This window comes from Bradyrhizobium sp. AS23.2 (genome assembly GCF_001908185.1).
Taxonomy (GTDB): domain Bacteria; phylum Pseudomonadota; class Alphaproteobacteria; order Rhizobiales; family Xanthobacteraceae; genus Bradyrhizobium.
In genome coordinates this window covers 1-22,040 of the sequence record NZ_LGHM01000089.1, presented here as the reverse complement: position 1 = coordinate 22,040, position 22,040 = coordinate 1, and the positions used below count along the sequence as shown (strand labels likewise).

Below are 22,040 nucleotides of genomic sequence, written 5' to 3'. Positions count from 1 at the left end.
TCATACAGGTGACGCAACCGATCACGGGGAACTCGAGTGACGAGTGCAGTGAGGTCATCGCCAGCTTCGGAGGTGATGCTGGTCTCGACATTGCCGGCGTTGCAACTGATCTACGATACCGCCCCGATCGGGCTGGCCTGTCTGTCACTGGACTGCCGATACCTGCTGATCAACCAGCGTCTGACCGAAATCTGTGGCATATCCGTCGAGGGCCATCTCGGGCGTACCGTCAGGGACTGCGTGCCCGCACTGGCCGATTCCGTCGAGCAAATTGTGCGCTCGATCGTCGCCACGGGAGAACCCGTGATCGGCATCGAGGTGGCGGGGCAACGGGCCGATCAGACCGAGGAGCGCTCCTGGGTCACCTATTGGCATCCGCTGCGAATGCCCAATGGTGAGATTGTCGCGGTCAACGTGGCGGCGGAAGAGATCACCGAGCGCAAGCGTGCCGAGCGGGAAATCCGCAGCGCCAAGGATGCCGCCGAGACCGCGCTTCGCCATTTGCGCGATATCCAGGCCACCCTGGTCGAGGCGGAAAAGCTGGCTGCGCTGGGGCGCATGGTTGCCGGTGTCGCGCACGAGATCAACACGCCGCTGGGCAGCAGCCTGACGGTCGCCTCGACCCTGCAGCGCAAGGCCGAGCAGTTCGCGGCGGAGGTCGCGCGGGGCAATCTCAAGCGTTCGACATTGACGGGATTTCTGGAGCTGGTCAGCGATGCTTCGGCACAGCTGGTCACGAATCTCGGCCGCGCCGCCGAACGGGTGCAGTCCTTCAAGCAGGTGGCGGCCGACCAGACCGAATCACATCGGCGCAGCTTCGACGCAGGCGAGCTGACAGGCCAGGTTCTCTCGCAGTTCGAACGGCAATTGCGAACGCGCGACATCGCGCTCAGTCTCTACAGCGAACCTGGCCTTGCCATGGACAGTTACCCCGGGCCTTTCGGTCAGGTGCTCACCAATCTTGCCGTCAACTCGATGACGCATGCGTTCTCCAGCGGCGAGACCGGGAATATCAATGTCTCGCTCCGTGCTGTCGACCATGCGCAGGTCGAGCTGTTGTTTGCCGACGACGGCTGCGGCATGGCTCCCGACGTGGAGCGGCGGGCCTTCGACCCATTCTTCACCACGCGCCGGCATGACGGCGCGAGCGGCCTCGGTCTGCATATCGTCCACAGCATCGTCGTCGATCGATTGGGCGGACAGCTCCGGCTCGAGAGCAAGCCCGGTGAAGGCACGAGGTTTCAGCTCATCCTGCCAAGAATGGCGCCCGATCGGCGATCCAGCGATAGCTGATCGCATCCTTACCCGCGGTGTCCGGATTACTGCGTCGTGAACAGTACCGTTGCGATCGCGACGGAGAGGCTCACCGCCGATACGGTTGCCACCGTCGACAGTACGCCCATTCGCCGGAGCGCGATGGCGAACACGATGATGATGGGTGTCGCCGTCATCAGGCCTAGTTGCGCTTCGCTCATGTCATTGCTCGCCGCTCCGTGGATCCGGGGTTGAGGTGGTTCGTACCGCGATGCGGCTGGCCGGACGTTGCGTCGGCGCAAACAAACTCCCCGCCGGTTGCTCTGTTTGTTCCTCAACAAACTCGGATCGAGGCGGGTGAGCTAAGGCTGGCCGGTGTCCTGATCCGGAAAGCAGATGTCGGCAGCCGATTGCGAACAACAGGGAACCGGCTGGGGAATCTTGGAAGAGCTCCCCGGCGATCCCATGATCTGGGTGCTGATCTTCAGCGAGCTCGCTGCCTTCGGTTTGTTTCTCGGTGCCTTCACGGTTGCCCGCGCGATCCATCCCGCGGTGTTCGCGGCGGGGCAGGTGGAGCTCGACTCGCATCTCGCCGGGCTGAATACCGTTGTGCTGGTCACCAGCGGCTGGGCGGCGGCGCGAGCTGCGAAGGCCGCGCGAGCAGGGCTACGGCCGAGGACACGTTATTGGCTTCTCGGAGCCATGGCGCTCGGCGGCCTGTTCGTGGCGCTCAAGCTGGTCGAATATGGCGGGGAGATCGGACGCGGCATCGGGCTCGAAACCAGTCCGTTCTTCACTCTCTACTTCCTCCTGACCGGCTTCCATCTCCTGCATGTCTGCCTCGGCATCGTGATTCTCGCCGTCGTCTGTCGCCGCGCAGAGGCGCCCGGCGTCGAGACGGGAACCGCGTTCTGGCACATGGTCGATCTGGTCTGGATCTTGATGTTCCCGATTCTGTATCTGGTGCGGTGACGATGCCGGACCGTCTCGACATCACCTGGCTCGCATTGATCGGCCTCGCGCTCGCGACCATCCTGTTGCCGCCGCTCATGCCGCGACCTCTGCTCGGCAACGCCCTGTTGCTGGCCATCGCCGCCATCAAGGGACGCCGGATTGCGCTCGACTTCATGGACCTTCGGGCCGCGCCTTCGCTCTGGCGCGGCCTCGTGAGCGCATGGATCGTCATCGTCGCGCTGTTTGCCTGGCTCGCCTCCGCCGTCACCGCCCTGATCTGATGCGCTCATTGCGCCCTGACAAAGAGCGGGCCGGACCAATCGGCAATAAATCGCAGCATCGCAATTCTCGACAGGAATCAAACGAAAGGATTGGCAATGGCTGAACGCCTGACCAAGTCGGCCGCTCGAAACGTCTTCTACGGCGGCTCGGCCTTTTTCTTCGCCATCTTCATAGGGCTGACGGCGCACAGCCATTACTACATGGCCACGACCTCGACCGATGCGACGACGCTGACATCGTCGGTCGCGCGCGGCAAGCATGTCTGGGAGAGGAACTCCTGCATCAACTGCCACACCTTGCTCGGCGAGGGCGCCTATTTCGCGCCTGAAGTCGGCAACGTCTGGGATCGCTGGGGCGGCAACGAGGATCCGGCCGGCGCGCGTGAGACGCTGAAGGCCTGGATGCAGTCGCAACCTTCGGGCGCGGAGGGCCGGCGGCAGATGCCGCAGTTCAACCTCACCGACCAGGAGCTCAACGATCTCGCCGACTTCCTGCAATGGACCAGCAAGATCAAGCGCCAGGAGTGGCCGCCGAACAAGGCCGGCTGAGCGCTTTCCTCTTTCAAGACAGAGAGAACCCGAGATGAAGTACCAAACTCAGAAAGTCGCGATGCTGTATTTCTACGGCGCGCTGACCCTGTTCCTGGCCCAGGTCGCCTTCGGCCTGATTGCCGGGACCATCTATGTCCTGCCCAACACGCTGTCGGTGCTGCTGCCGTTCAACATCGTCAGGATGATCCACACCAACGCGCTGATCGTGTGGTCGCTGATCGGCTTCATGGGCGCGACCTACTTCCTGCTGCCGGAAGAGACCGAGACCGAGCTGTACAGCCCGCTTCTCGCCAAAATCCAGTTCTGGATGTTCTTCGGTGCGGCAGGCGTGGCCGTGGTCGGCTATCTCTTCCACTACCACGAGGGCCGCGAGTTCCTCGAACAGCCCTTCATCATCAAGGTCGGCATCGTCGTCGTCTGCCTGATGTTCCTGTTCAACGTGACGATGACGGCGCTCAAGGGCCGCAAGACAACGGTGACCAACATCCTGCTGTTTGGCCTGTGGGGCGTCGCGATCTTCTTCCTGTTCGCCTTCTATAATCCGGCCAACCTGGCGGTCGACAAGATGTACTGGTGGTATGTCGTCCACCTCTGGGTCGAGGGCGTCTGGGAGCTGATCATGGCCTCCGTGCTCGCCTACCTGATGATCAAGCTCAACGGCATCGACCGCGAGGTCGTGGAGAAGTGGCTTTACGTCATCATCGGCCTCGCCCTGTTCTCGGGCATCCTCGGCACCGGCCATCACTTCTACTGGATCGGCGCGCCCGGCTACTGGCAGTGGATCGGCTCGCTGTTCTCCACGCTCGAAGTCGCGCCCTTCTTCACCATGGTGATCTTCACGGTGCAGATGACCTGGAAGGCCGGCCGCAAGCATCCGAACCGTGCCGCCCTGCTGTGGTCGGTTGGCTGCTCGGTGATGGCGTTCCTGGGGGCTGGCGTCTGGGGCTTCCTGCACACGCTGTCCTCGGTGAACTATTACACCCACGGCACGCAGGTCACTGCCGCGCACGGCCATCTCGCCTTCTTCGGCGCCTATGTGATGCTGAACCTGTCGGTGATGGCCTACGCGATCCCGCAGCTCAAGGGACGTGCGCCCTATAACCAGTGGCTGAGCATGACGAGCTTCTGGATCATGTGCACGGCCATGATGGTGATGACCTTCGCGCTGACCTTCGCGGGCGTGGTCCAGGTCCATCTGCAGCGCGTGCTCGGCCAGAGCTACATGGACGTGCAGGACCAGCTCGCGATGTTCTACTGGGTCCGTCTCGGCTCGGGCGTGTTCGTCGCGATCTCTGCACTGATGTTCGTCTGGGCCGTGCTGGTTCCGGGCAAGGAGAAGCCGGCGACGATCCCAGGCGCGTTGCAACCGGCTGAATGAACGCGAAGGCGGCCGCGGAAGTCGCGGCCGCCTTTTCAAAATGATTTCCGGAGAATGACCATGAAAGCAGCACTTCACGCCTTGGCGTCGCCCGCGCCAGAGCTGCCGGCCTACGTCGCGAGCGGCAACGAATGCGCGCTGTTCGAGCACGCGTGGCGGCATCAACTCCCGGTTCTGCTGAAGGGGCCGACCGGTTGCGGCAAGACGCGCTTTGTCGCGCACATGGCAGCGCGGCTGGGATTGCCACTCCACACCGTGGCCTGCCATGACGATCTCACCGCAGCGGATCTCACTGGCCGTTATTTGCTCAAGGGCGGCGACACCATGTGGACCGACGGTCCGCTGACGCGCGCCGTTCGCGAAGGCGGCATTTGCTATCTCGATGAAGTCGTGGAGGCGCGCAAGGACGTCACGGTGGTGCTGCATCCGCTGACGGACGACCGCCGCATCCTGCCACTAGAGCGCACCGGCGAGGAGCTCGTGGCGCCCAAGAGCTTCATGCTCGTGGTCTCCTATAATCCCGGTTACCAGACGCTGCTCAAGGCTCTGAAGCCGTCCACGCGGCAGCGCTTCGTCGCGATCGAGTTCGGCTTCCTGCCGCCCGAGCAGGAGATTGCGGTCGTCGCGGCCGAAAGCGGGCTCCCGCCCGACCATGTGCGGCCGCTGGTCCTGCTGGCCGGTCGTCTGCGGGCGCTGAAGGGCCACGATCTGGAGGAGGGCGTCTCGACCCGTCTCGTCGTCTATTGCGCGACGCTGATTGCCGCCGGAGCGTCGATTGCCGATGCGGTGCTCGCCGGTATGATCGAGCCGTTAACCGATGACGCCGACGTCAAGGCCGCGCTTTTGGACGTCACGCGGGCCGTAATCTCCTGAGGAGGCTTGATGCTCGACTTCCTCGAGCTTGAAGAAACTGTCGGCCGTGCCTGGCATCGTCTGGTCGGCGGCACTGCGAGCTATCCGGTCCATGCCGAACACGCGGTGTCGCTTGCCGAGGTTCGCAGCCGGATCGCGATCATGTTTCGCGCGCTCGGCGGCGAGACCGGCGTTCAGATCGCGAGCGTCGGCGCGCGCCGGTCGGGTCACCGGCTTGGATGGCGGCAGCGGATCGGGCTCGGCGATGAGCGCCTCGAGCAGCCGGGCCGCGATGCCGCGACCATCTTCCTGCCCGACAGCATCGCGATCTTTGCCGACCGCGAGCTCAACGTAGCGCTGTATCGGTGGTTGGCCGCGTGGTTCGCATTTGCGCCGGTCGATGCCATCGAGGAGATCGATCCGCTGCGGCGCGATCTCCTGATGCTGCGGCGGGTCAGCGAGATCGCTGTCCTCGTGCTGACGGAATGTCCGGGCCTTGCCGAAGGCTACGCCCGACTGGCGGCGGCAACGGCCATGGCGCGGCCGCACCGCCCGTTGCCGCGCATCGAGCAGGACATGGAGCAGATCGTGCTCACTCTGCTCGGCGCCGATACACCGCCTGCGGGCGAGCTGTGGCCGGCGATGATGGGGACCGGGCCGCTGCCGGACAAGGCGCCGCCCGGCTATCGTTCGGTCCTGCCGTGCCCGCTCTGGGGCGATTGCTGGACACGCGAGCTCTCGCCCGCACACAAGGGGGACGACGAGTGCGCGCCCGCCGCGGCGCCGGCACCGTCAGACGATCGCAGGCGTTTCGCCGTCCGCAAGCGCGAAGACGGTACCAATCGCCGCGATCCCTTCGTGCTCAACCGCTTCGAAAAGATCCTCGCAATGGCCGAGATGGTCAATGTCGACCGTCCGGCCGACGACAGCGAGGATGAGGACGCGCAGAAGGCTGCCGACGATCTCGAGGAGATCACGCTCAGCCGCCGCAGCGGAAAACCCGCGAGCCGGCTCAAATTCGATCTCGACCTGCCGCCGGAAGCCCTCGATGCATCGCGATTGAATGCGGACGTGACTTATCCCGAGTGGGATTATCGCAGCAGCTCCTATCTGCCCGATCATTGCCGCGTGCTCGCCGCTGCAGCTTCCGAGACTGGCGAGAGTTGGACACCCGACGAAACCATGCGCCGGCACATCCGCCAGGTGCGCCGCCGTTTCGAGGCCTTGCGGCCGCGTCACGAATTGATGCGCGCCCAGGCCGACGGGCACGACCTCGACCTCGACGCGCTCGTGCGCGCGCGGTGCGATCTCCGTGCCGGCGGCAATGGGGGCGGTCTCGATCGCGTCCACCTGGCCATGCGGCCGCAAGGCCATGATCTTGCCGTAACCCTGCTCGTCGACGTCTCGCTCTCGACCGATGCCTGGGTCGACGGCTATCGGGTGCTCGACGTCGAGAAGGAGGCGCTGCTCGTGCTCGCCCATGGGCTTTCGGCCTGCGGCGATCACCACAGCATCCTGACCTTCACCTCGCGCCGGCGCTCCTGGGTGCGGCTCGAGACCGTCAAGGCGTTCGGCGAGCCCATGAGCGGCGCGGTGGAGCGCCGCATCGGCGCACTCAAGCCGGGCTACTACACGCGGATCGGTACGGCGGTGCGCCACGCCTCGGCCGGACTCGCGCGCCAGCCGCAGCGCAAGAAGCTGCTGCTCGTTCTCACCGACGGCAAGCCGAACGATGTCGATCATTACGAAGGACGCTTTGCGGTCGAGGACACCCGCAAATCCGTGCAGGAGGCGCGCCGGCTCGGCATCGCGGTCTTCGGCGTGACGGTCGATGCGACGGCGCAATCCTACTTTCCGACGCTGTTCGGGCGCAGCGGCTACGCGATCGTCGGCAATGTCCGCCGGTTGCCCGCGGCTCTGCCGGCGATCTATCGGCAGGTGGCTCATTGATGCAGGCAGACCCGCCGTGCCATATTCCAACGTGAACTATTGCTCATGGCGTGGGTATATGATCGAATGGTTGGATGGACCAGGGCCGGTCAAAACCCGATCTGATCATCTTTGACTGCGACGGCGTGCTCGTCGACAGCGAGCTGTTGAGTTGCCGGTGCCTGTCCGAGGTGCTGGCGGAATTCGGCATCGTGCTCAGCGCGGAGCAGGCGCTCGAGCTGTTTCTCGGACGCAGCACGAAGGCAATCGAGCAGCATTATCGTGATCTCGGACAGGCCGTGCCGGACGGCTTTCTGCCGCGCTTGAAGTCGCACGTCCTTAAGACCTTCGAGGGCTCACTCCAGCCGATTCCCGGCATCGCCGCCGTGATGTCTGAATTGCGAGCGCCGTTCTGCGTGGCTTCGTCCAGCGACATCGATCGCGTGTCACTCTCCCTCGACGTCACCGGCCTCCGCGGGCTTTTCGACGGCCAGATCTACACCGCGCAAATGGTCAAGCACGGCAAGCCGGCTCCTGATCTTTTTCTCTATGCGGCTAGCAAGATGGGCGCGCAACCTGCGCGCACACTTGTGATCGAGGACAGCGTCAGCGGCGTGCTGGCCGCGAAGGCCGCCGGCATGACCGTCTGGGGATTTGTCGGCGGCAGCCATTATCGCGCCCGCGACGGTCTCGCTATATTGTCCGCCGCCGGAGCCGATCGGGTCTTCGCGCATATGAACGATTTCTGGAAGGAGGCGTGACGCCTGCCATGGCCGCCGAGAACGAAAAATCGAGGCTCGATGATGCCGCGCGGGCCGGCTGGCTCTATTTCATTGCTGGCCACACCCAGGACGAGATCGCAAAAATGCTCCAGGTGTCGCGGGCCTCGGCGCAGCGGCTGGTCTCGCTGTGCCTCGCCGAGCGGCTGATCACCTTCCGGCTCGAACATCCCATCGCCGCCTGCATGGAATTGGCCGCGCGCTTGAAGGAGCGGTTTGATCTCCGCCATTGCGAGGTGGTGCCGGCCGATCCTGCGGCACCGCAGGCCACCGCGGGCATCGCCGAACGCTGCGCCAATTTTCTCGACTCGACGCTCCGTTCAGAGACGCCCGTGATTGTCGCGCTCGGCACCGGGCGGGCAGTGCGCGCCGCGGTCGAGCGCGTCACGACGATCGACCGGCCCAACCATCAGATCGTCTCGCTGGTCGGCAACATCTCGGCCGACGGTTCGGCGAGCTTCTATGATACCGTCGGCCGGCTCGCGGACCGCACCGGTGCGCGGCACTATCCGATGCCGTTGCCGTTCCTGATGTCGTCGGAGGAGGAGCGCAACAAGATGGTGCGCATCGAGCCGATTGCGAAGGTGAAGGCGGTTGCGGCCAAGGCCGATTTGCGCCTCGTCGGCATCGGCCAGATGGACCAGAAGGCGCAGGTCCATGTCGACGGCTTCGTCACTCGCGACGAACTGTTCGAGATGATGCGGCAGGGTGCCATCGGCGAAATCACCGGCTGGGCCTATGACGCCAAGGGCCGCCTGCTCAAGGTCGGCACCAACAGGCGCCTCACCAGCATTCCGCCGGAAGTGCCGGCCAAGACCACGACGATCGGCGCCGCGGTCGGTGCAGCCAAGGTGCCGGCGATCGCGGCTGCGCTGAACGGGCGCCTGATCAACGGCTTGATCACGGACGAGGCGACCGCGCGGGCGGTCCTGGAGCGCTAGGGCGGCCGGTCTCGCCATTTGCGCCGCTGTCATCATCCGCGAAAGCGGATGATCCAGTACGCTGCGGCCCCACTTGGGGCAAACCAACTCACGCCACGGAGTACTGGATGCCCCGCTTTCGCGGGGCATGACAGCGTAGGCATGGCAGAGACCCCATCCGCTCCCGCACCGCAGCACTCAGAAGTTGCGGGAAAGCCCGCGCGCCTGCTTGACAAGGCCAGTGCCCTGGGTTGAACATACGCCCAACGCGTGGGCATATGCTCAGAAACGCGGGCTTAGGGAGGTCACCGTGAAAAAGATCCTCGGCGCCGTCTGCGGCGCGTCTGTCCTGCTGGCCGTCCCTGCGATGGCCGAAACCGCCCTGACGATCGCCACCGTCAACAATGGCGACATGATCCGCATGCAGGGACTGACGAGCGAATTCACCAAGAAAAACCCTGATATCACCGTGAAATGGGTGACTCTGGAAGAGAACGTGCTGCGCCAGCGCGTCACCACCGACATCGCCACCAAGGGCGGCCAGTTCGACGTCTTGACCATCGGCACCTATGAGGTGCCGATTTGGGCCAAGAAGGGCTGGCTGGTACCGCTCGCCAATCTCGGCGCGGACTACGACGTCGCCGACCTCCTGCCGAAGATCAAGGACGCGGTTTCCGTCGACGGAAAGCTCTATGCCGCGCCGTTCTACGGCGAGAGCTCGATGATGATGTATCGCACCGACCTGTTCGAGAAGGCCGACCTGAAGATGCCGGAAAAGCCGACCTGGGATTTCGTCATCGACGCGGCCAAGAAGCTCACCGACAAGAGCGGTGGCGTCTACGGCATCTGCCTCCGCGGCAAGGCCGGCTGGGGCGAGAACATGGCGTTCCTCTCGGCCATGGCCAATTCCTACGGCGCGCGTTGGTTCGACGAGAAGTGGGAGCCGCAGTTCAACACGCCGGAATGGAAGACGACACTCACGACCTACGTCAATCTGATGAAGGAAGCCGGCCCTCCCGGCGCGAGCTCTAACGGCTTCAACGAGAATCTTGCGCTGTTCAACGCCGGCAAGTGTGCGATGTGGATCGACGCCACGGTCGCGGCGTCCTTCGTCACCAATCCGAAAGACTCCAGGGTTGCTGACAAGGTTGGCTTCGCGCTGGCACCCAATACCGGGCTCGGCAAGAACGCCAACTGGCTGTGGGCCTGGAACCTTGCGATCCCCGCCGGCTCCAAGAAGACGGAAGCGGCCGAGAAGTTCATCGCGTGGGCAACGAGCAAGGACTACACCAAGCTCGTGGCGTCGAAGGAGGGTTGGGCCAACGTGCCGCCGGGCACGCGGACTTCGCTCTACCAGAATCCCGACTACCTGAAGGTCGCGCCGTTCGCGAAGCTGACGCTGGCCTCGATCGACGCGGCCGATCCGAACAAGCCGGCGGTGAAGCCAGTGCCCTATGTCGGCGTGCAATATGCGGCGATCCCCGAATTCCAGGGCATCGGCACGCAGGTCGGTCAGCAGTTCTCCGCAGCACTTGCGGGATCGACCTCCGTCGATGCGGCGCTCGCCGCCGCGCAATCCTCGACCGAGCGCGAGATGAAGCGCGCCGGCTACATCAAGTGAACCCGAGCTCTCCTTCCTGAGCTCAAACCTGCGGCCATCCATCGTCCCTGGATGGACGGCCGCCTTCTTCCCGCAAGCGGAGAAGCGTGGATGGCAACCCGGCAGACGCAGTTCCTAGCGCGGTCGCTTCTGACCCCGGCCGTCGGGCTGTTGTTCATCTGGATGATCGTTCCGCTTGTGCTGACGATCTACTTTTCGACCCTGCATTACAGCTTGCTCGATCCCGGCTCGGAAGAGTTCATCGGGCTGGAAAACTTCCGCTACTTCCTCACCGATCCCGCCTTCCTCGCCTCGCTCCAGAACACACTGGTGCTGGTCGGCTCCGTGCTGGCGCTGACGATCCTGCTGGGCGTTCCCCTCGCGTTGCTGCTCGACCAGCCCGTGGTCGGCCGCAACTTCGTGCGGCTGATGGTGATCGCGCCGTTCTTCGTGATGCCGACGGTGAGCGCGCTGGTCTGGAAGAACCTGTTGATGCATCCGGTCTCCGGCCTGTTTGCCTGGCTCGCCTCGCTGTTCGGACTGACGCCGATCGACTGGTTCAACGACGCGCCGCTGTTCGCGGTGATTCTGATCGTGGCCTGGCAATGGCTGCCGTTCGCAACCCTGATCCTGCTCACCGCGTTGCAGTCGCTCGACGAGGAGCAGAAGGAGGCGGCCGAAATGGACGGCGCCAGCCCGCTCTCGACCTTCATCTACATCACGCTGCCGCACCTGGCGCGTCCGATCACGGTCGTGATCCTGATCGAGACAATCTTCCTGCTCACGGTCTTTGCGGAGATTTACGTCACCACCGGCGGCGGTCCGGGCCTGCAGACGACCAACATTGCCTTCCTGATCTATTCGCAGGCACTGATCCAGTTCGATGTCGGCAGCGCGTCGGCGGGCGGACTGGTTGCTGTGGTCATCGCCAACATCGTGGCTTTCTTCCTCGTCCGCATCGTCGGCCGCAATCTGGAGGCCTGACATCATGGCGCGGATGGCGACGACAAGGCGGGTGGCGGTATCGACGATCGCGGCGTGGCTGTGCGGCTTCCTGATCTTCTTCCCGATCCTCTGGATGGTGTTGGCAAGCTTCAAGACCGAACTCGAGGCCTTTGCCATTCCGCCGTCGTTCCTGTTCTTCGACTGGACCCTCGAGAACTACGCGACGGTGCAGGAACGCAGCGACTACATCCATCACGCGCTGAATTCGATCATCATCGCCGGCGGCTCGACGCTGATCGCCCTCCTGATCGCGATTCCAGCGGCCTGGTCCATGGCGTTCTCGTCGACCAAGCGCACCAAGGACATCCTGCTCTGGATGCTCTCCACCAAGATGATGCCGCCGGTCGGCGTGCTCGTGCCGATCTACCTCATCTACAAGACCTTCGGTCTGCTCGACTCCCGCATCGGCCTCGTGTTCATCCTGTGCCTCGGCAACCTGCCGATCGTCATCTGGATGCTGTTCACCTATTTCAAGGAGATTCCGCGCGACATACTTGAGGCCGCGCGCATGGACGGTGCCACGGTCGGCCGCGAGCTCGTCTATGTGCTGACGCCGATGGCGATCCCGGGCCTTGCGTCGACCCTGCTGCTCAACCTTATCCTCGCCTGGAACGAGGCGTTCTGGACGTTGAATCTCTCGACCTCGGCAGCCGCGCCGCTTACCGTGTTCATCGCATCCTATTCGAGTCCGGAAGGGTTGTTCTGGGCAAAATTGTCGGCGGCATCGACGCTCGCGATCGCGCCGATTCTCGTCCTCGGTTGGTTCAGCCAGAAGCAGCTCGTGCGCGGGCTCACCTTTGGCGCGGTGAAGTAGAGAGGCTGCCGGATCATGGGTCAGATCACACTTCAGGGCGTGCAGAAATCCTTCGGTCCCGTGCACATCATCAAGGGCGCCGACCTCGACATCGCGGACGGCTCCTTCGTGGTGTTCGTCGGACCATCAGGCTGCGGCAAGACCACGCTGCTGCGGCTGATCGCAGGCCTCGAGGACGTCTCTGGCGGCAAGATCCTGATCGACGGCAAGAACGTGGTCGACACGCCGCCCGCCAAGCGCGGGCTGTCGATGGTGTTCCAGTCCTACGCGCTCTATCCGCACATGAGCGTGCGCGGCAATATCGGCTTCGGCCTGAAGATGGCGGGCCTGCCCAGGGACGAGATCAATCGCAAGGTCGAGGCTGCTGCCGCGACGCTGAACCTCACGCCCTATCTCGACCGCAAGCCGCGCGAGCTCTCCGGAGGCCAGCGCCAGCGCGTTGCGATCGGGCGCGCCATCGTCCGCGAGCCCAAGGCGTTCTTGTTCGACGAGCCACTGTCCAACCTCGACGCCGCGCTCCGCGTGCAGATGCGCATCGAGGTGACGCGACTCCAGAAACAGCTCGGCACCACCGCGATCTACGTCACCCACGACCAGGTTGAGGCCATGACCATGGCCGACAGGATCGTCGTGCTCAACGGCGGCAAGATCGAGCAATATGGCTCGCCGCTGGAACTCTACGAGAAGCCCGCCAATCTCTTCGTCGCCGGCTTCATCGGCTCGCCCAAGATGAACTTCGTCACCGGCGAGCCTGCCAAGCAACAGGGCGCAACGACCATCGGCGTGCGGCCGGAACACATCAAGATCGAGCGTGATGGCGCCGGCGGCTGGCTGGGCACAATCGCGGTCGCTGAGCATCTCGGCAGCGACACGTTTCTTTATGTCGATGCCGGGCCGCTCGGGATGCTGACCGCGCGCTACATCGGTGAATTGAGCCTGCATGCCGGCGACCGCGTGTCGCTGGTGCCGGACCCCACGCGCATTCACCGCTTCGACGAGAGCGGCAACGCTATCAGGGGCTAACAAGAAACGGGAAGACCGCCATGTACCTGGAAAAATTCAAACTGAATGGCAAGACCGCGTTCATCACCGGCGGCGGGCAGGGCATTGGTCTCGCCTGCGCCGAGGCGCTGGCTGAATCCGGCGCCAGGGTCATCGTCGGCGACCGCGATAGCAAGGTCGCCGACAGCGCCAAAGCCGGCCTGAAGGCGAAGGGATACGACATCGAGACCGCGATTATGGATGTCACCGACACCAGGCGCGTGGCGGAGGTTGCCAATGATCTCGTCGCACGTCATGGCAAGGTCGACATCCTCGTTAACAACGCCGGCATTGCCCGCAGCGAGACCCCGGCCGAGACCGTCACCGACGAGCATTGGCTCAACGTCATTGACGTCAATCTCAACGGCACCTTCTGGTGCTGCCGCGAGTTCGGCAAGCACATGCTGAAGGCCAAGAGCGGCGCCATCGTCAATGTCGGCTCGATGTCCGGCTTCATCGTCAACAAGCCGCAGGAGCAGTGCTTCTACAACGCCTCCAAGGCCGGGGTGCACCATCTCACCAAGTCGCTGGCCGCCGAATGGGGCGCGCGCGGCATCCGCGTCAACGCGGTGGCGCCGACCTATATCGAGACGCCGCTCAATGCCTTCGTGAAGAGCAATCCCAGGATGTACGACGCCTGGATCGGTGGAACCCCGATGGCGCGGATGGGACAGGTCGAGGAGATCGCGTCGGTCGTGCTATTCCTCTCTTCGGAGGCCGCGAGCCTGATGACCGGCAGCATCGTGCTGGTGGATGGCGGCTACACTTGCTGGTAGGCTTGCGTCAAAACTGACGAAGCGACCGGGAGTGACAATGCCGCAAGCCTATATCGGCGTCGACGTGGGGACCACGAGCACGCGCGCAGGAGTGTTTGACGGGGCCGGGACCTTGCTTGCGACTGCGCGGCATCCGATCAGGATCTGGCACGAGGCCGGCGACATCGTCGAGCAGTCCTCCCAGGACATCTGGGACGCCTGCACGACATCGGTGCGGGCGGCGATGGCGGAAGCCGGCATTGCGCCCGATGGCGTCGGTGGCATTGGCTTCGACGCCACCTGTTCTCTCGTGGTGCTCGATCCCCAGGGCGAGCCGGTCACCGTCAGCGCCTCTGGCGACAAGCAGCGCAACGTCATCGTCTGGATGGACCATCGCGCCACGGCCGAGGCGCGGTTGATCAACGAGACCGGGGACGCCGTGCTGCGCTACGTCGGCGGCTCGATCTCGCCCGAGATGGAGATGCCGAAACTGCTGTGGCTGAAGCGTCACCTGCGCGCGAGCTTCGATGCCGCCGGTCACTTCTTCGATCTGGCGGATTACCTGACCTGGCGCGCGACGGGTTCGCTCCGGCGCTCGACCTGCACAGTCACCTGCAAATGGAACTACCTCGCACATGATAGCGGCGGCTGGAGCGCGCCGTTCTTCCAGCGCATTGGCCTCTCCGATTTCGTTGCCGAGAAATACGCCCGCATCGGCACCGAGATCGTCGCGCCTGGCACACGCCTCGGCGATGGCCTTACCCGCGCTGCCGCGGCCGAGCTGGGCCTGTCGCCGGGAACGCCGGTCGGCGCGTCGCTGATCGACGCCCATGCCGGCGGCATCGGCGCGATCGGCGGCCGCGACGGATCGGGCGGTGCGACGGATGTCTGCGATCGCCTTGCCTACATCATGGGAACGTCGGCCTGCATCATGGCGACGACGAAAGAGCCGTGCTTCGTACCCGGCGTATGGGGTCCTTATTACTCTGGCATGGTGCCGGACTTCTGGCTCAATGAGGGTGGCCAGTCGGCCGCCGGCGCCGCGATCGATCATCTCCTCAAGTCACATCCCGGCCATGCCGAGGCGAGCGCGGCGGCGCGCGGCGAGGGTCTCGACCTCATCGATTTCCTGGAGCGTCGCATCATCGCACGCGCGGGCGATGCCAGCCGCGCCGCGCTGCTGGCCCGCGCCGTCCATGTCCTCCCTGAATTCATCGGCAATCGCTCGCCTTACGCCGATCCTGATACGCGCGCGGTGATCGCGGGCCTCGACCTCGACACCGACATGGGGTCGATGGAGCAGTTGTTCGTCGCCGGTCTCTGCGGGCTCGCCTATGGCCTTGCGGAGGTGATCGAGGCCTTTGCCGCGCATGGCGTTCGCTCCAGCATCATGATCATGGGCGGCGGCGCGAGCCGCAGCCCGCTTGTGCGGCAGATCATGGCCGACACAACCGGCCTCGCGGTGGCGCTGCCCCAAACAAAGGAGCCGGTGCTGCTGGGCGCCGCGATGCTCGGGGCGGTGGCCGGCGGCGCCTACGCTTCGATCGGTGAGACCATGGCCAAGATGTCGGCGCTGGGACGGAAGAGCGAGCCGACCACGCCCGACATGGCCGCCTTTCATGCCCGCAAGCGCGAGGTGTACAAGCTGCTGCGTGAGGTCGATCGCGGCAGCCGTGCGGCGATGCGCGCCGGAGGTTGAAAGACATGCTGATTGCCTGCGGCGATGCGCTGATCGATTTCGTGCCGACGCGAAACGCTGGGGGACGCGAGGCGGTGATGCCGGCGGTCGGCGGCTCCTGCCTCAATGTTGCGATCGGCATGGCGCGCCTGGGCGTGGCGACCGGCTTCGTCGGTGGCATCTCGACCGACCTGTTCGGACGGATGATCGCCGACCACGCCGCAGCATCGAACGTCGAACTGGGGCTTGCCACCCGCAGCGATCACCAGACCACGCTCGCTTTCGTCCGCATCGTCGCGGGCGAGTCGCATTACGCCTTCTACGATGTCGGGACCGCGACACGGAACTGGACGTACCGGCGCGGGACAATTCCATTTGCGAACGTCGAAGCCGTCCATGTCGGTTCGACGACCCTTGTCAACGACCAGGGCGCCGCCGAGACGAAAGCCCTGCTTGCAGACGCGCGCGCGTCGTCGACGATCTCCTTCGATCCGAATTGCCGTCCCAATCTGGTCAAGGACAAGCCGGCTTACCTTGCGCGCATGGCCGAGTTCGCGGATGGCGCCGACCTCATCAAGATGTCGGACGTCGACTTCGCCTATCTCTTTGGAGATGAGCCTTACGAGCAGCGCGCAGGCACGCTGCTCGCGCGAGGTGTCAGCCTCGTCGTCATCACCCGCGGCAACAATGGCGCCATCGCGTGGCACGCAAGGGCGGGGCAGATCGAAGTGCCCGCGCCGAAGGTCGAGATCGCCGACACGATCGGCGCCGGTGACAGCTTTCAGGCGGCGCTGCTGTTCGCCCTGCACAAGCAGGGACGTCTCGCCCGGCCACAACTGAAGGACATTGGCGCAGATGAACTCCGCCTTGCGCTGTCCTTTGCTGCCAGCTGCGCCGGCCTGACCTGCACGCGCCCGGGCGCCGATCCGCCCTGGAGCCATGAGATCGCCTGGAACTGGTAGGCAACGCGTCAGGGGCTTGCGATTTCCGAGATGTCCCGGCGGACTGCGGCCATGCGGCATCCGAAATGGACAGAATGGGTGCCCGCTGGCAAGGTCCGCGCGTCCTGACGCGAGCCTGCCCTTATGAGCAACGATCTCTGTTTCCTGTCCGCCGCCGAACTGCGTGCGCGTATCGCCCGCAAGGAGGTTTCACCGGTCGATGTCGTCAGCGCGGTGCTGGCACGCGCCGAGGCGCTTCAGCCCGAATTGAATTGCTTCATCACGCTCTGCGGCGCCGAGGCGATGGCAGAGGCGCGGATAGCAGAGCGCAAGGTGATGTCGGGCGAGCCGCTCGGCCTGCTGCATGGACTTCCGGTCACGGTCAAGGACATCGTCAACACGCGCGGCGTGAAGACTACCTTCGGCGCCGTTCCCTACAAGGACAATGTACCCACTGAGGATGCCGTCGCGGTTGCGAAGCTCCGTGCGGAAGGCGCGATCCTGATAGGCAAGACCACGACGCCCGAGTTCGGCAGCAAGTGCCTGACCGATTCGCCGCTGTTCGGCCGTACTCGCAACGCCTGGAGCGCGGAGCGTTCTTCCGGCGGCTCCAGCGGTGGGGCGGCGGTGGCCGTTGCGAGCGGCATCGCGCCGCTCGCGATCGCGACCGATGGCGGCGGCTCGACGCGGATACCGGCCGCCTGCAACGGCGTGGTCGGCTTGAAGCAGAGCAATGGCGTGATCGCGCACAGTCAGGCGCTCGACGCTTTCGGCAACCAGACCTATGTCACACCGACCACGCGTACCGTCGCTGACACCGCGCTGATGATGCAGGCGATGGCCGGCGAGGATCCTTGTGATCCCTGGTCGATCGGCGTTCCCGTGCCCGATTTCATCGGCACCGCCGTTCCGCGCGGCGATCTGCGCGGGCAGAGGATCCTGTTCTGCGCCTCGCCGCCCGGTCGTCCCGTGTCCGCGGATGTTGCCGCGGCCTTCAAGGCGAGCCTTGATCGGTTGGTGGGCCTGGGTGCCGAGCTCGAGGAGTTCTCCGGCGAGGGCTTTGACGTCGAGCCGATCTGGCGCGCCATCAACCACACGGTCTGGCGTACGCGTTTCGCCAAGCTGGCTGCCGAGCATGGCGGCGTTCTCAGCGAAGCTTTCGTCAAGCAGGTCGCTCTTGCGACAAATGTCAGCGGCGTCGATTACCAGGAGGCAATGTTCGCGCGAACCGCGCTGTTCCGCCGCGTGCAATCCCTGCTTGCGCGCGCGGACTTCCTGGCGATGCCGACCATCACGCGCACCGCGTTGCCGATCGGCCAGGACCTGTTCGGCACCATCGAAATCGACGGCAAGCATTTCGACAGCGTCCGGCCGCACTGGTTCCCCTGGACCATGCCGTTCAACATGACCGGGCATCCCGCAATCAGCCTGCCTTGCGGCTTCGGCGGCGACGGTCTGCCGATCGGGCTTCAACTCGTCGGTCGCTTCCGCAGCGATGCGGAATTGCTGCGCGTCAGCGCACTGTTCGAGGCTTCGCAGGACCTTCTGTCCCGCCGGCCCGGCTGAGGCGTTGATGACGTGCCGCAAAGGGCTTGCGTCCGGCGTCCGGACATGTAGATCGTGCCGCCGGTGAGCCCTGAACCCGAGCGCGCATGAGCGTATTTGTCCTTCGACGTGTCCTGACCCTGCTGGCGACGCTGGTCGGCGCATCCCTGATCATTTTCCTGGTGCTGGACGCTCTCCCGGGCAATGCCGCGCAGATGCTGATGGGTGCCGATGCCTCGGCCGATGCGGTGCGCGCGCTCACCGTCAAGCTCGGGCTCGACCAGCCGCTGGCGGTTCGCTACCTGCAATGGATCAAGGGCCTCCTCGTCGGCGATCTCGGCAACAGCTATGTCTACGGCACGCCGGTAGCGGGCCTGATCGCGGAGCGGCTGGTGCTGACCATTCCGCTCGCGATCATGTCGATGCTGATCACGGTGACGCTGGCGCTCTCGGCCGGCATCTACACCGCCGCCAACCACAACAAGCTCGGCGATGTCGGCGTGATGTCCCTGACGCAGGTCGGCATCGCGCTGCCGAACTTCTGGTTTGCGATCCTCCTGGTCCTCCTGTTTGCGGTGAGGCTACAATGGCTCTCCGCGGGCGGCTTTGCCGGCTGGGAGGACGGTATCTGGCCGGGCATCAAGTCGCTGCTGTTACCTGCGATCTCGCTTGCGGTGGTGCAGGCCGCGATCCTTGCGCGCGTCACGCGTTCGGCTGTGCTCGAGGTGTTGCGCGAAGACTTTGTTCGTACCGCGCGCGCGAAGGGGCTCGGCAAGCGCGAGGTGCTGTGGAGCCACGTGCTGCGCAACGCCATGATCCCGGTGATGACGGTGATGGGGCTGCAATTCGCCAATCTGCTCGCCGGCACCATCGTGATCGAGAACGTGTTCTATCTGCCGGGCCTTGGCCGGTTGATCTTCCAGTCGATTGCCAACCGCGACCTGATCGTGGTGCGCAATTGCGTGATGCTGCTCGCCGCCATGGTCGTCATCGTCAATTTCGTGGTCGACGTGCTCTATGCCTTCATCGATCCCCGCATCAAGGTTCACGACCTGTGAGTGCGCCCTTGACCATTGACACACCGGTCGCAACGCGTCGTGTGCCGGCCCGGACGTTCTGGGGCCGCGCGCTGCGCCATCGCAGCTTCGTCCTCGGCGGTGCGCTGACCCTCCTGGTGCTCGCCTCGGCGCTTTTGTCGCTGGTGTGGACGCCATGGTCGCCGTACGAGATCGACATCGCCTCGAAACTCAGGCCACCGTCGGCGGCGCACTGGCTCGGCACCGATTCCTTCGGCCGCGACATCGTCTCGTTGCTGCTCGCGGGCGCGCGCTCGACCATCCTGGTCGGCGTCATCGCCGTGAGCATCGGTCTCACCTTCGGCGTCTGTCTCGGCCTGATCGCGTCCGCCAAGCGCGGCTGGACCGAAGAGATCATCATGCGCTTCTCTGACTTCACCTTCGCGTTTCCGGCCGTGCTGTCCGCGATCATGCTCGCCGCTGTCGTGGGGCCGGGCATGGTGACCTCGATCGTCGCGATCGGCATTTTCCAGATCCCGACGCTGACCCGGCTGACGCGCGGCTCGGCCAACGCGATCTGGGCGCGGGAATTCGTGCTGGCCGCGCGCGCGTCGGGGAAGGGGGCTTTCCGCATCACCATCGAGCATGTGCTGCCGAACATCCTGTCGATCCTGATCGTGCAGGCAACCATCCAGTTCGCGCTCGCAATCCTCGCCGAGGCCGCCTTGTCCTATCTCGGCCTCGGCACGCAGCCGCCGCAGCCGTCCTGGGGGCGGATGCTGAACGATGCGCAGACACTGCTGTTCCAGTCGCCGATGCTCGCGGTCTATCCGGGCGCGGCGATTGCGGTCGCTGTGCTTGGCCTCAATCTCCTCGGCGATGGATTGCGCGATCTGCTCGATCCAAGACTGGCCCGGGAGCGATGACGATGGGCGAGCGCTCAACCAAGCCCCTGATCGAGGTCGACAATCTCGGTGTCCGGCTCAACACCAGCCGCGGGCCGGCACAGGCCGTGCGCGGCGTCAGCTTTGCCCTGAAGCGCGGTGAGACGCTCGGGCTCGTCGGCGAGTCCGGCTGCGGCAAGTCGGTCACCGCCCTGTCGCTGATGGGGCTGTTGCCGGACAGCGCCGTCGTCACCGGCAGCATCAAGCTGGACGGAAGCGAGCTCGTCGGGCTTTCGGATCCGGATTATTGCCGGCTGCGCGGCAACCGCATCAGCATGATCTTCCAGGAGCCGATGACTGCGCTCAACCCGATGCACACGATCGGTCATCAAGTCGCCGAGCCGCTGCGGCGTCACAAGAGATATTCGGCGGCGCAGGCGCGTAAAGAGGCGATCGCCTTGCTCGACCGCGTCGGACTGCCCGATCCGGCCAAGCGCATCGATGCCTATCCGCACCAGTTCTCCGGCGGCCAGCGCCAGCGCGTCACCATCGCCATGGCGCTCGCCTGCGAGCCCGACCTGTTGATCGCGGACGAGCCCACAACCGCGCTCGACGTCACCATCCAGGGCCAGATCCTCGACCTCATCGCCGATCTCGTCGAGGAACGCGGCATGTCGATGATCCTGATCTCGCACGATCTCGGCGTCATCGCCGAGAACGTGCAGCGCATGATGGTGATGTATGGCGGCACGGTCGTCGAGAGCGGCCCGACCGACCAGGTGTTCCGCCGCATGGGACATCCGTACACGCAGGGCCTGTTCCGCGCCCGTCCGCGTCTCGGCGCACGCAAGGGGACGCGATTGAAGACGATATCGGGCACGGTGCCGGAGCTCGCAGACCTGCCGGCCGGCTGCACGTTCGGCGATCGCTGCCCGCTGGTCGAGGACAAATGCCGCGCGGCGCTTCCGTCGATGGTCGAGGTCGGTCCGGGTCACGCCGTTCGCTGCGTACGCACCGATGTCTCGATGGCCGAGGTCGGAGCATTGTCCGCATGACCGCCGCGCCTCTTCTCGACGTGAAGGATCTCGAGCAGCGTTACACGCTGCCGCGGGAAAGCCTGTTCCGTCCGCCCGGTCAGGTGCGCGCGCTCAATGGCGTCAGTGTGCGGGTCGATGCCGGCAAGAGCCTCGGCATCGTCGGCGAGTCCGGCTCGGGCAAGTCGACCTTTGCGCGGGTGGTGATGGCGCTGGAGCGCCCGACGTCGGGCCAGGTCGCGCTGCTCGGCCGCGATCTCAACCGGATCTCCGCCGACGAGCTGCGTCGCGCGCGCCGCGATTTCCAGATGGTGTTCCAGGACCCGTACGGGTCGCTCGATCCGCGGCAGACCATCGCGCGCATCGTCGCCGAGCCCTTGACCGTGCTGGAGGGCGCCGATCGCACGACATTCCGCGAACGGGTCGCCGCGGTGCTGCGTCAGGTGGGCTTGCGCGATGCGGACATGGACAAATATCCGCACGAGTTTTCCGGCGGCCAGCGCCAACGCATCGCGATCGCGCGTGCGCTGATCACCCAGCCGAAGCTGATTGTCGCCGACGAGCCGGTCTCCGCGCTCGACGTCTCCGTGCAGGCGCAGGTTCTGAACCTGATGCAGGACCTCCAGGAGCAGTTCGGCCTCAGCTACATCCTGATCAGCCATGACCTCGCCGTCGTCGACTATCTCTGCGACGAGGTCGCGGTGATGTATCTCGGCCGGATCGTCGAGCAGGGCAGGCCGGAGGATCTGTTCGAGCGCTGCGCCCATCCCTATACGCGGGCGCTGCTGGATGCCGTGCCGCGGGCGCGCGCCGGCGGTGGCCGGCGGC

At 64.9% G+C, this 22,040-nt stretch carries 22 protein-coding genes; 21 read left to right on the top strand and 1 reads right to left on the bottom strand.

Annotated elements, in window-relative coordinates; all coding sequences use genetic code 11:
• Positions 1-36: 36 nt before the first annotated feature.
• Positions 37-1,293, top strand: coding sequence for a sensor histidine kinase (locus AC630_RS19800; RefSeq protein ID WP_245330461.1), 1,257 nt, complete (start codon positions 37-39; stop codon positions 1,291-1,293).
• 26 nt (positions 1,294-1,319) lie between these two features.
• Here the strand turns inward: AC630_RS19800 and AC630_RS45525 are convergent, their stop codons facing one another.
• Complete coding sequence (locus AC630_RS45525; RefSeq protein WP_167561242.1) at positions 1,320-1,475, bottom strand: hypothetical protein; 156 nt, start codon at positions 1,473-1,475, stop codon at positions 1,320-1,322.
• A gap of 175 nt (positions 1,476-1,650) precedes the next feature.
• Here AC630_RS45525 and AC630_RS19795 point away from each other — a divergent pair, with 175 nt between their 5' ends.
• The 20 genes from AC630_RS19795 to AC630_RS19700 all read left to right on the top strand — a co-directional run.
• Positions 1,651-2,226 (top strand): cytochrome c oxidase subunit 3 family protein, encoded by a 576-nt coding sequence (locus AC630_RS19795; protein ID WP_074120154.1) that lies wholly within the window; start codon positions 1,651-1,653, stop codon positions 2,224-2,226.
• A 2-nt stretch (positions 2,227-2,228) separates the two neighbouring features.
• Positions 2,229-2,489: a cytochrome C oxidase subunit IV family protein gene (locus tag AC630_RS19790; RefSeq protein WP_074120153.1), complete on the top strand. Its 261-nt coding sequence runs from the start codon at positions 2,229-2,231 to the stop codon at positions 2,487-2,489.
• 96 nt (positions 2,490-2,585) lie between these two features.
• Positions 2,586-3,038, top strand: a complete 453-nt coding sequence (locus AC630_RS19785) for a c-type cytochrome (RefSeq protein ID WP_074120152.1) — start codon at positions 2,586-2,588, stop codon at positions 3,036-3,038.
• Between the two features lie 34 nt (positions 3,039-3,072).
• The gene (locus tag AC630_RS19780; protein ID WP_074120151.1) at positions 3,073-4,419 is read left to right on the top strand and encodes a cbb3-type cytochrome c oxidase subunit I; all 1,347 of its coding nucleotides are present in this window, start codon (positions 3,073-3,075) and stop codon (positions 4,417-4,419) included.
• 60 nt (positions 4,420-4,479) lie between these two features.
• On the top strand, positions 4,480-5,292 hold the full coding sequence (locus tag AC630_RS19775; protein ID WP_074120174.1) for a CbbQ/NirQ/NorQ/GpvN family protein: 813 nt from the start codon (positions 4,480-4,482) through the stop codon (positions 5,290-5,292).
• Between the two features lie 9 nt (positions 5,293-5,301).
• A complete protein-coding gene (locus AC630_RS19770) occupies positions 5,302-7,221 on the top strand; it encodes a nitric oxide reductase activation protein NorD (protein WP_074120150.1) in 1,920 nt (639 codons plus the stop codon).
• A 74-nt stretch (positions 7,222-7,295) separates the two neighbouring features.
• Entirely contained in the window at positions 7,296-7,961 is a 666-nt protein-coding gene (locus AC630_RS19765) for an HAD family hydrolase (RefSeq protein WP_074120149.1), read from the top strand.
• A gap of 8 nt (positions 7,962-7,969) precedes the next feature.
• Entirely contained in the window at positions 7,970-8,920 is a 951-nt protein-coding gene (locus AC630_RS19760; RefSeq protein ID WP_074120148.1) for a sugar-binding transcriptional regulator, read from the top strand.
• Positions 8,921-9,209: 289 nt separating this feature from the next.
• A complete protein-coding gene (locus AC630_RS19755) occupies positions 9,210-10,520 on the top strand; it encodes an ABC transporter substrate-binding protein (RefSeq protein ID WP_074120147.1) in 1,311 nt (436 codons plus the stop codon).
• A 90-nt stretch (positions 10,521-10,610) separates the two neighbouring features.
• Positions 10,611-11,483 carry a carbohydrate ABC transporter permease gene (locus tag AC630_RS19750; RefSeq protein WP_074120173.1) on the top strand — a complete coding sequence of 291 codons (873 nt, stop codon included), beginning with the start codon at positions 10,611-10,613 and terminating at the stop codon, positions 11,481-11,483.
• A 4-nt stretch (positions 11,484-11,487) separates the two neighbouring features.
• Positions 11,488-12,318: a carbohydrate ABC transporter permease gene (locus tag AC630_RS19745; RefSeq protein WP_074120146.1), complete on the top strand. Its 831-nt coding sequence runs from the start codon at positions 11,488-11,490 to the stop codon at positions 12,316-12,318.
• 15 nt (positions 12,319-12,333) lie between these two features.
• The gene (locus AC630_RS19740) at positions 12,334-13,341 is read left to right on the top strand and encodes an ABC transporter ATP-binding protein (protein ID WP_074120145.1); all 1,008 of its coding nucleotides are present in this window, start codon (positions 12,334-12,336) and stop codon (positions 13,339-13,341) included.
• A 20-nt stretch (positions 13,342-13,361) separates the two neighbouring features.
• Complete coding sequence (locus AC630_RS19735) at positions 13,362-14,135, top strand: SDR family NAD(P)-dependent oxidoreductase (RefSeq protein ID WP_074120144.1); 774 nt, start codon at positions 13,362-13,364, stop codon at positions 14,133-14,135.
• Positions 14,136-14,172: 37 nt separating this feature from the next.
• Positions 14,173-15,813: an FGGY-family carbohydrate kinase gene (locus AC630_RS19730; RefSeq protein ID WP_074120143.1), complete on the top strand. Its 1,641-nt coding sequence runs from the start codon at positions 14,173-14,175 to the stop codon at positions 15,811-15,813.
• Positions 15,814-15,818: 5 nt separating this feature from the next.
• Complete coding sequence (locus AC630_RS19725) at positions 15,819-16,754, top strand: carbohydrate kinase family protein (protein ID WP_074120172.1); 936 nt, start codon at positions 15,819-15,821, stop codon at positions 16,752-16,754.
• A gap of 123 nt (positions 16,755-16,877) precedes the next feature.
• Entirely contained in the window at positions 16,878-18,299 is a 1,422-nt protein-coding gene (locus tag AC630_RS19720) for an amidase (RefSeq protein WP_074120142.1), read from the top strand.
• An 86-nt stretch (positions 18,300-18,385) separates the two neighbouring features.
• On the top strand, positions 18,386-19,336 hold the full coding sequence (locus AC630_RS19715; protein ID WP_074120141.1) for an ABC transporter permease: 951 nt from the start codon (positions 18,386-18,388) through the stop codon (positions 19,334-19,336).
• Complete coding sequence (locus AC630_RS19710; RefSeq protein ID WP_074120140.1) at positions 19,333-20,220, top strand: ABC transporter permease; 888 nt, start codon at positions 19,333-19,335, stop codon at positions 20,218-20,220. Before AC630_RS19715 ends, AC630_RS19710 begins: the two co-directional genes overlap by 4 nt.
• Before the next feature lie 2 nt (positions 20,221-20,222).
• Entirely contained in the window at positions 20,223-21,233 is a 1,011-nt protein-coding gene (locus AC630_RS19705; RefSeq protein WP_074120171.1) for an ABC transporter ATP-binding protein, read from the top strand.
• Positions 21,230-22,040, top strand: an 811-nt coding sequence (locus AC630_RS19700) for an ATP-binding cassette domain-containing protein (RefSeq protein ID WP_074120139.1), incomplete at its 3' end; no start/stop codon positions are given. The genes AC630_RS19705 and AC630_RS19700, both read left to right, overlap by 4 nt.

What these genes read in the sequence shown, in the direction of transcription:
- AC630_RS19715 (WP_074120141.1), top strand. Translation starts at nt 18,386, where the DNA reads ATGAGCGTATTTGTCCTTCGACGTGTCCTGACCCTGCTGGCGACGCTG.
- AC630_RS19780 (WP_074120151.1), top strand. Translation starts at nt 3,073, where the DNA reads ATGAAGTACCAAACTCAGAAAGTCGCGATGCTGTATTTCTACGGCGCG.
- AC630_RS19730 (WP_074120143.1), top strand. Translation starts at nt 14,173, where the DNA reads ATGCCGCAAGCCTATATCGGCGTCGACGTGGGGACCACGAGCACGCGC.
- AC630_RS19740 (WP_074120145.1), top strand. Translation starts at nt 12,334, where the DNA reads ATGGGTCAGATCACACTTCAGGGCGTGCAGAAATCCTTCGGTCCCGTG.
- AC630_RS19720 (WP_074120142.1), top strand. Translation starts at nt 16,878, where the DNA reads ATGAGCAACGATCTCTGTTTCCTGTCCGCCGCCGAACTGCGTGCGCGT.
- AC630_RS19735 (WP_074120144.1), top strand. Translation starts at nt 13,362, where the DNA reads ATGTACCTGGAAAAATTCAAACTGAATGGCAAGACCGCGTTCATCACC.
- AC630_RS19750 (WP_074120173.1), top strand. Translation starts at nt 10,611, where the DNA reads ATGGCAACCCGGCAGACGCAGTTCCTAGCGCGGTCGCTTCTGACCCCG.
- AC630_RS19790 (WP_074120153.1), top strand. Translation starts at nt 2,229, where the DNA reads ATGCCGGACCGTCTCGACATCACCTGGCTCGCATTGATCGGCCTCGCG.
- AC630_RS19705 (WP_074120171.1), top strand. Translation starts at nt 20,223, where the DNA reads ATGGGCGAGCGCTCAACCAAGCCCCTGATCGAGGTCGACAATCTCGGT.
- AC630_RS19745 (WP_074120146.1), top strand. Translation starts at nt 11,488, where the DNA reads ATGGCGCGGATGGCGACGACAAGGCGGGTGGCGGTATCGACGATCGCG.
- AC630_RS19760 (WP_074120148.1), top strand. Translation starts at nt 7,970, where the DNA reads ATGGCCGCCGAGAACGAAAAATCGAGGCTCGATGATGCCGCGCGGGCC.
- AC630_RS45525 (WP_167561242.1), bottom strand. Translation starts at nt 1,475, where the DNA reads ATGAGCGAAGCGCAACTAGGCCTGATGACGGCGACACCCATCATCATC.
- AC630_RS19785 (WP_074120152.1), top strand. Translation starts at nt 2,586, where the DNA reads ATGGCTGAACGCCTGACCAAGTCGGCCGCTCGAAACGTCTTCTACGGC.
- AC630_RS19765 (WP_074120149.1), top strand. Translation starts at nt 7,296, where the DNA reads ATGGACCAGGGCCGGTCAAAACCCGATCTGATCATCTTTGACTGCGAC.
- AC630_RS19725 (WP_074120172.1), top strand. Translation starts at nt 15,819, where the DNA reads ATGCTGATTGCCTGCGGCGATGCGCTGATCGATTTCGTGCCGACGCGA.
- AC630_RS19795 (WP_074120154.1), top strand. Translation starts at nt 1,651, where the DNA reads ATGTCGGCAGCCGATTGCGAACAACAGGGAACCGGCTGGGGAATCTTG.
- AC630_RS19770 (WP_074120150.1), top strand. Translation starts at nt 5,302, where the DNA reads ATGCTCGACTTCCTCGAGCTTGAAGAAACTGTCGGCCGTGCCTGGCAT.
- AC630_RS19775 (WP_074120174.1), top strand. Translation starts at nt 4,480, where the DNA reads ATGAAAGCAGCACTTCACGCCTTGGCGTCGCCCGCGCCAGAGCTGCCG.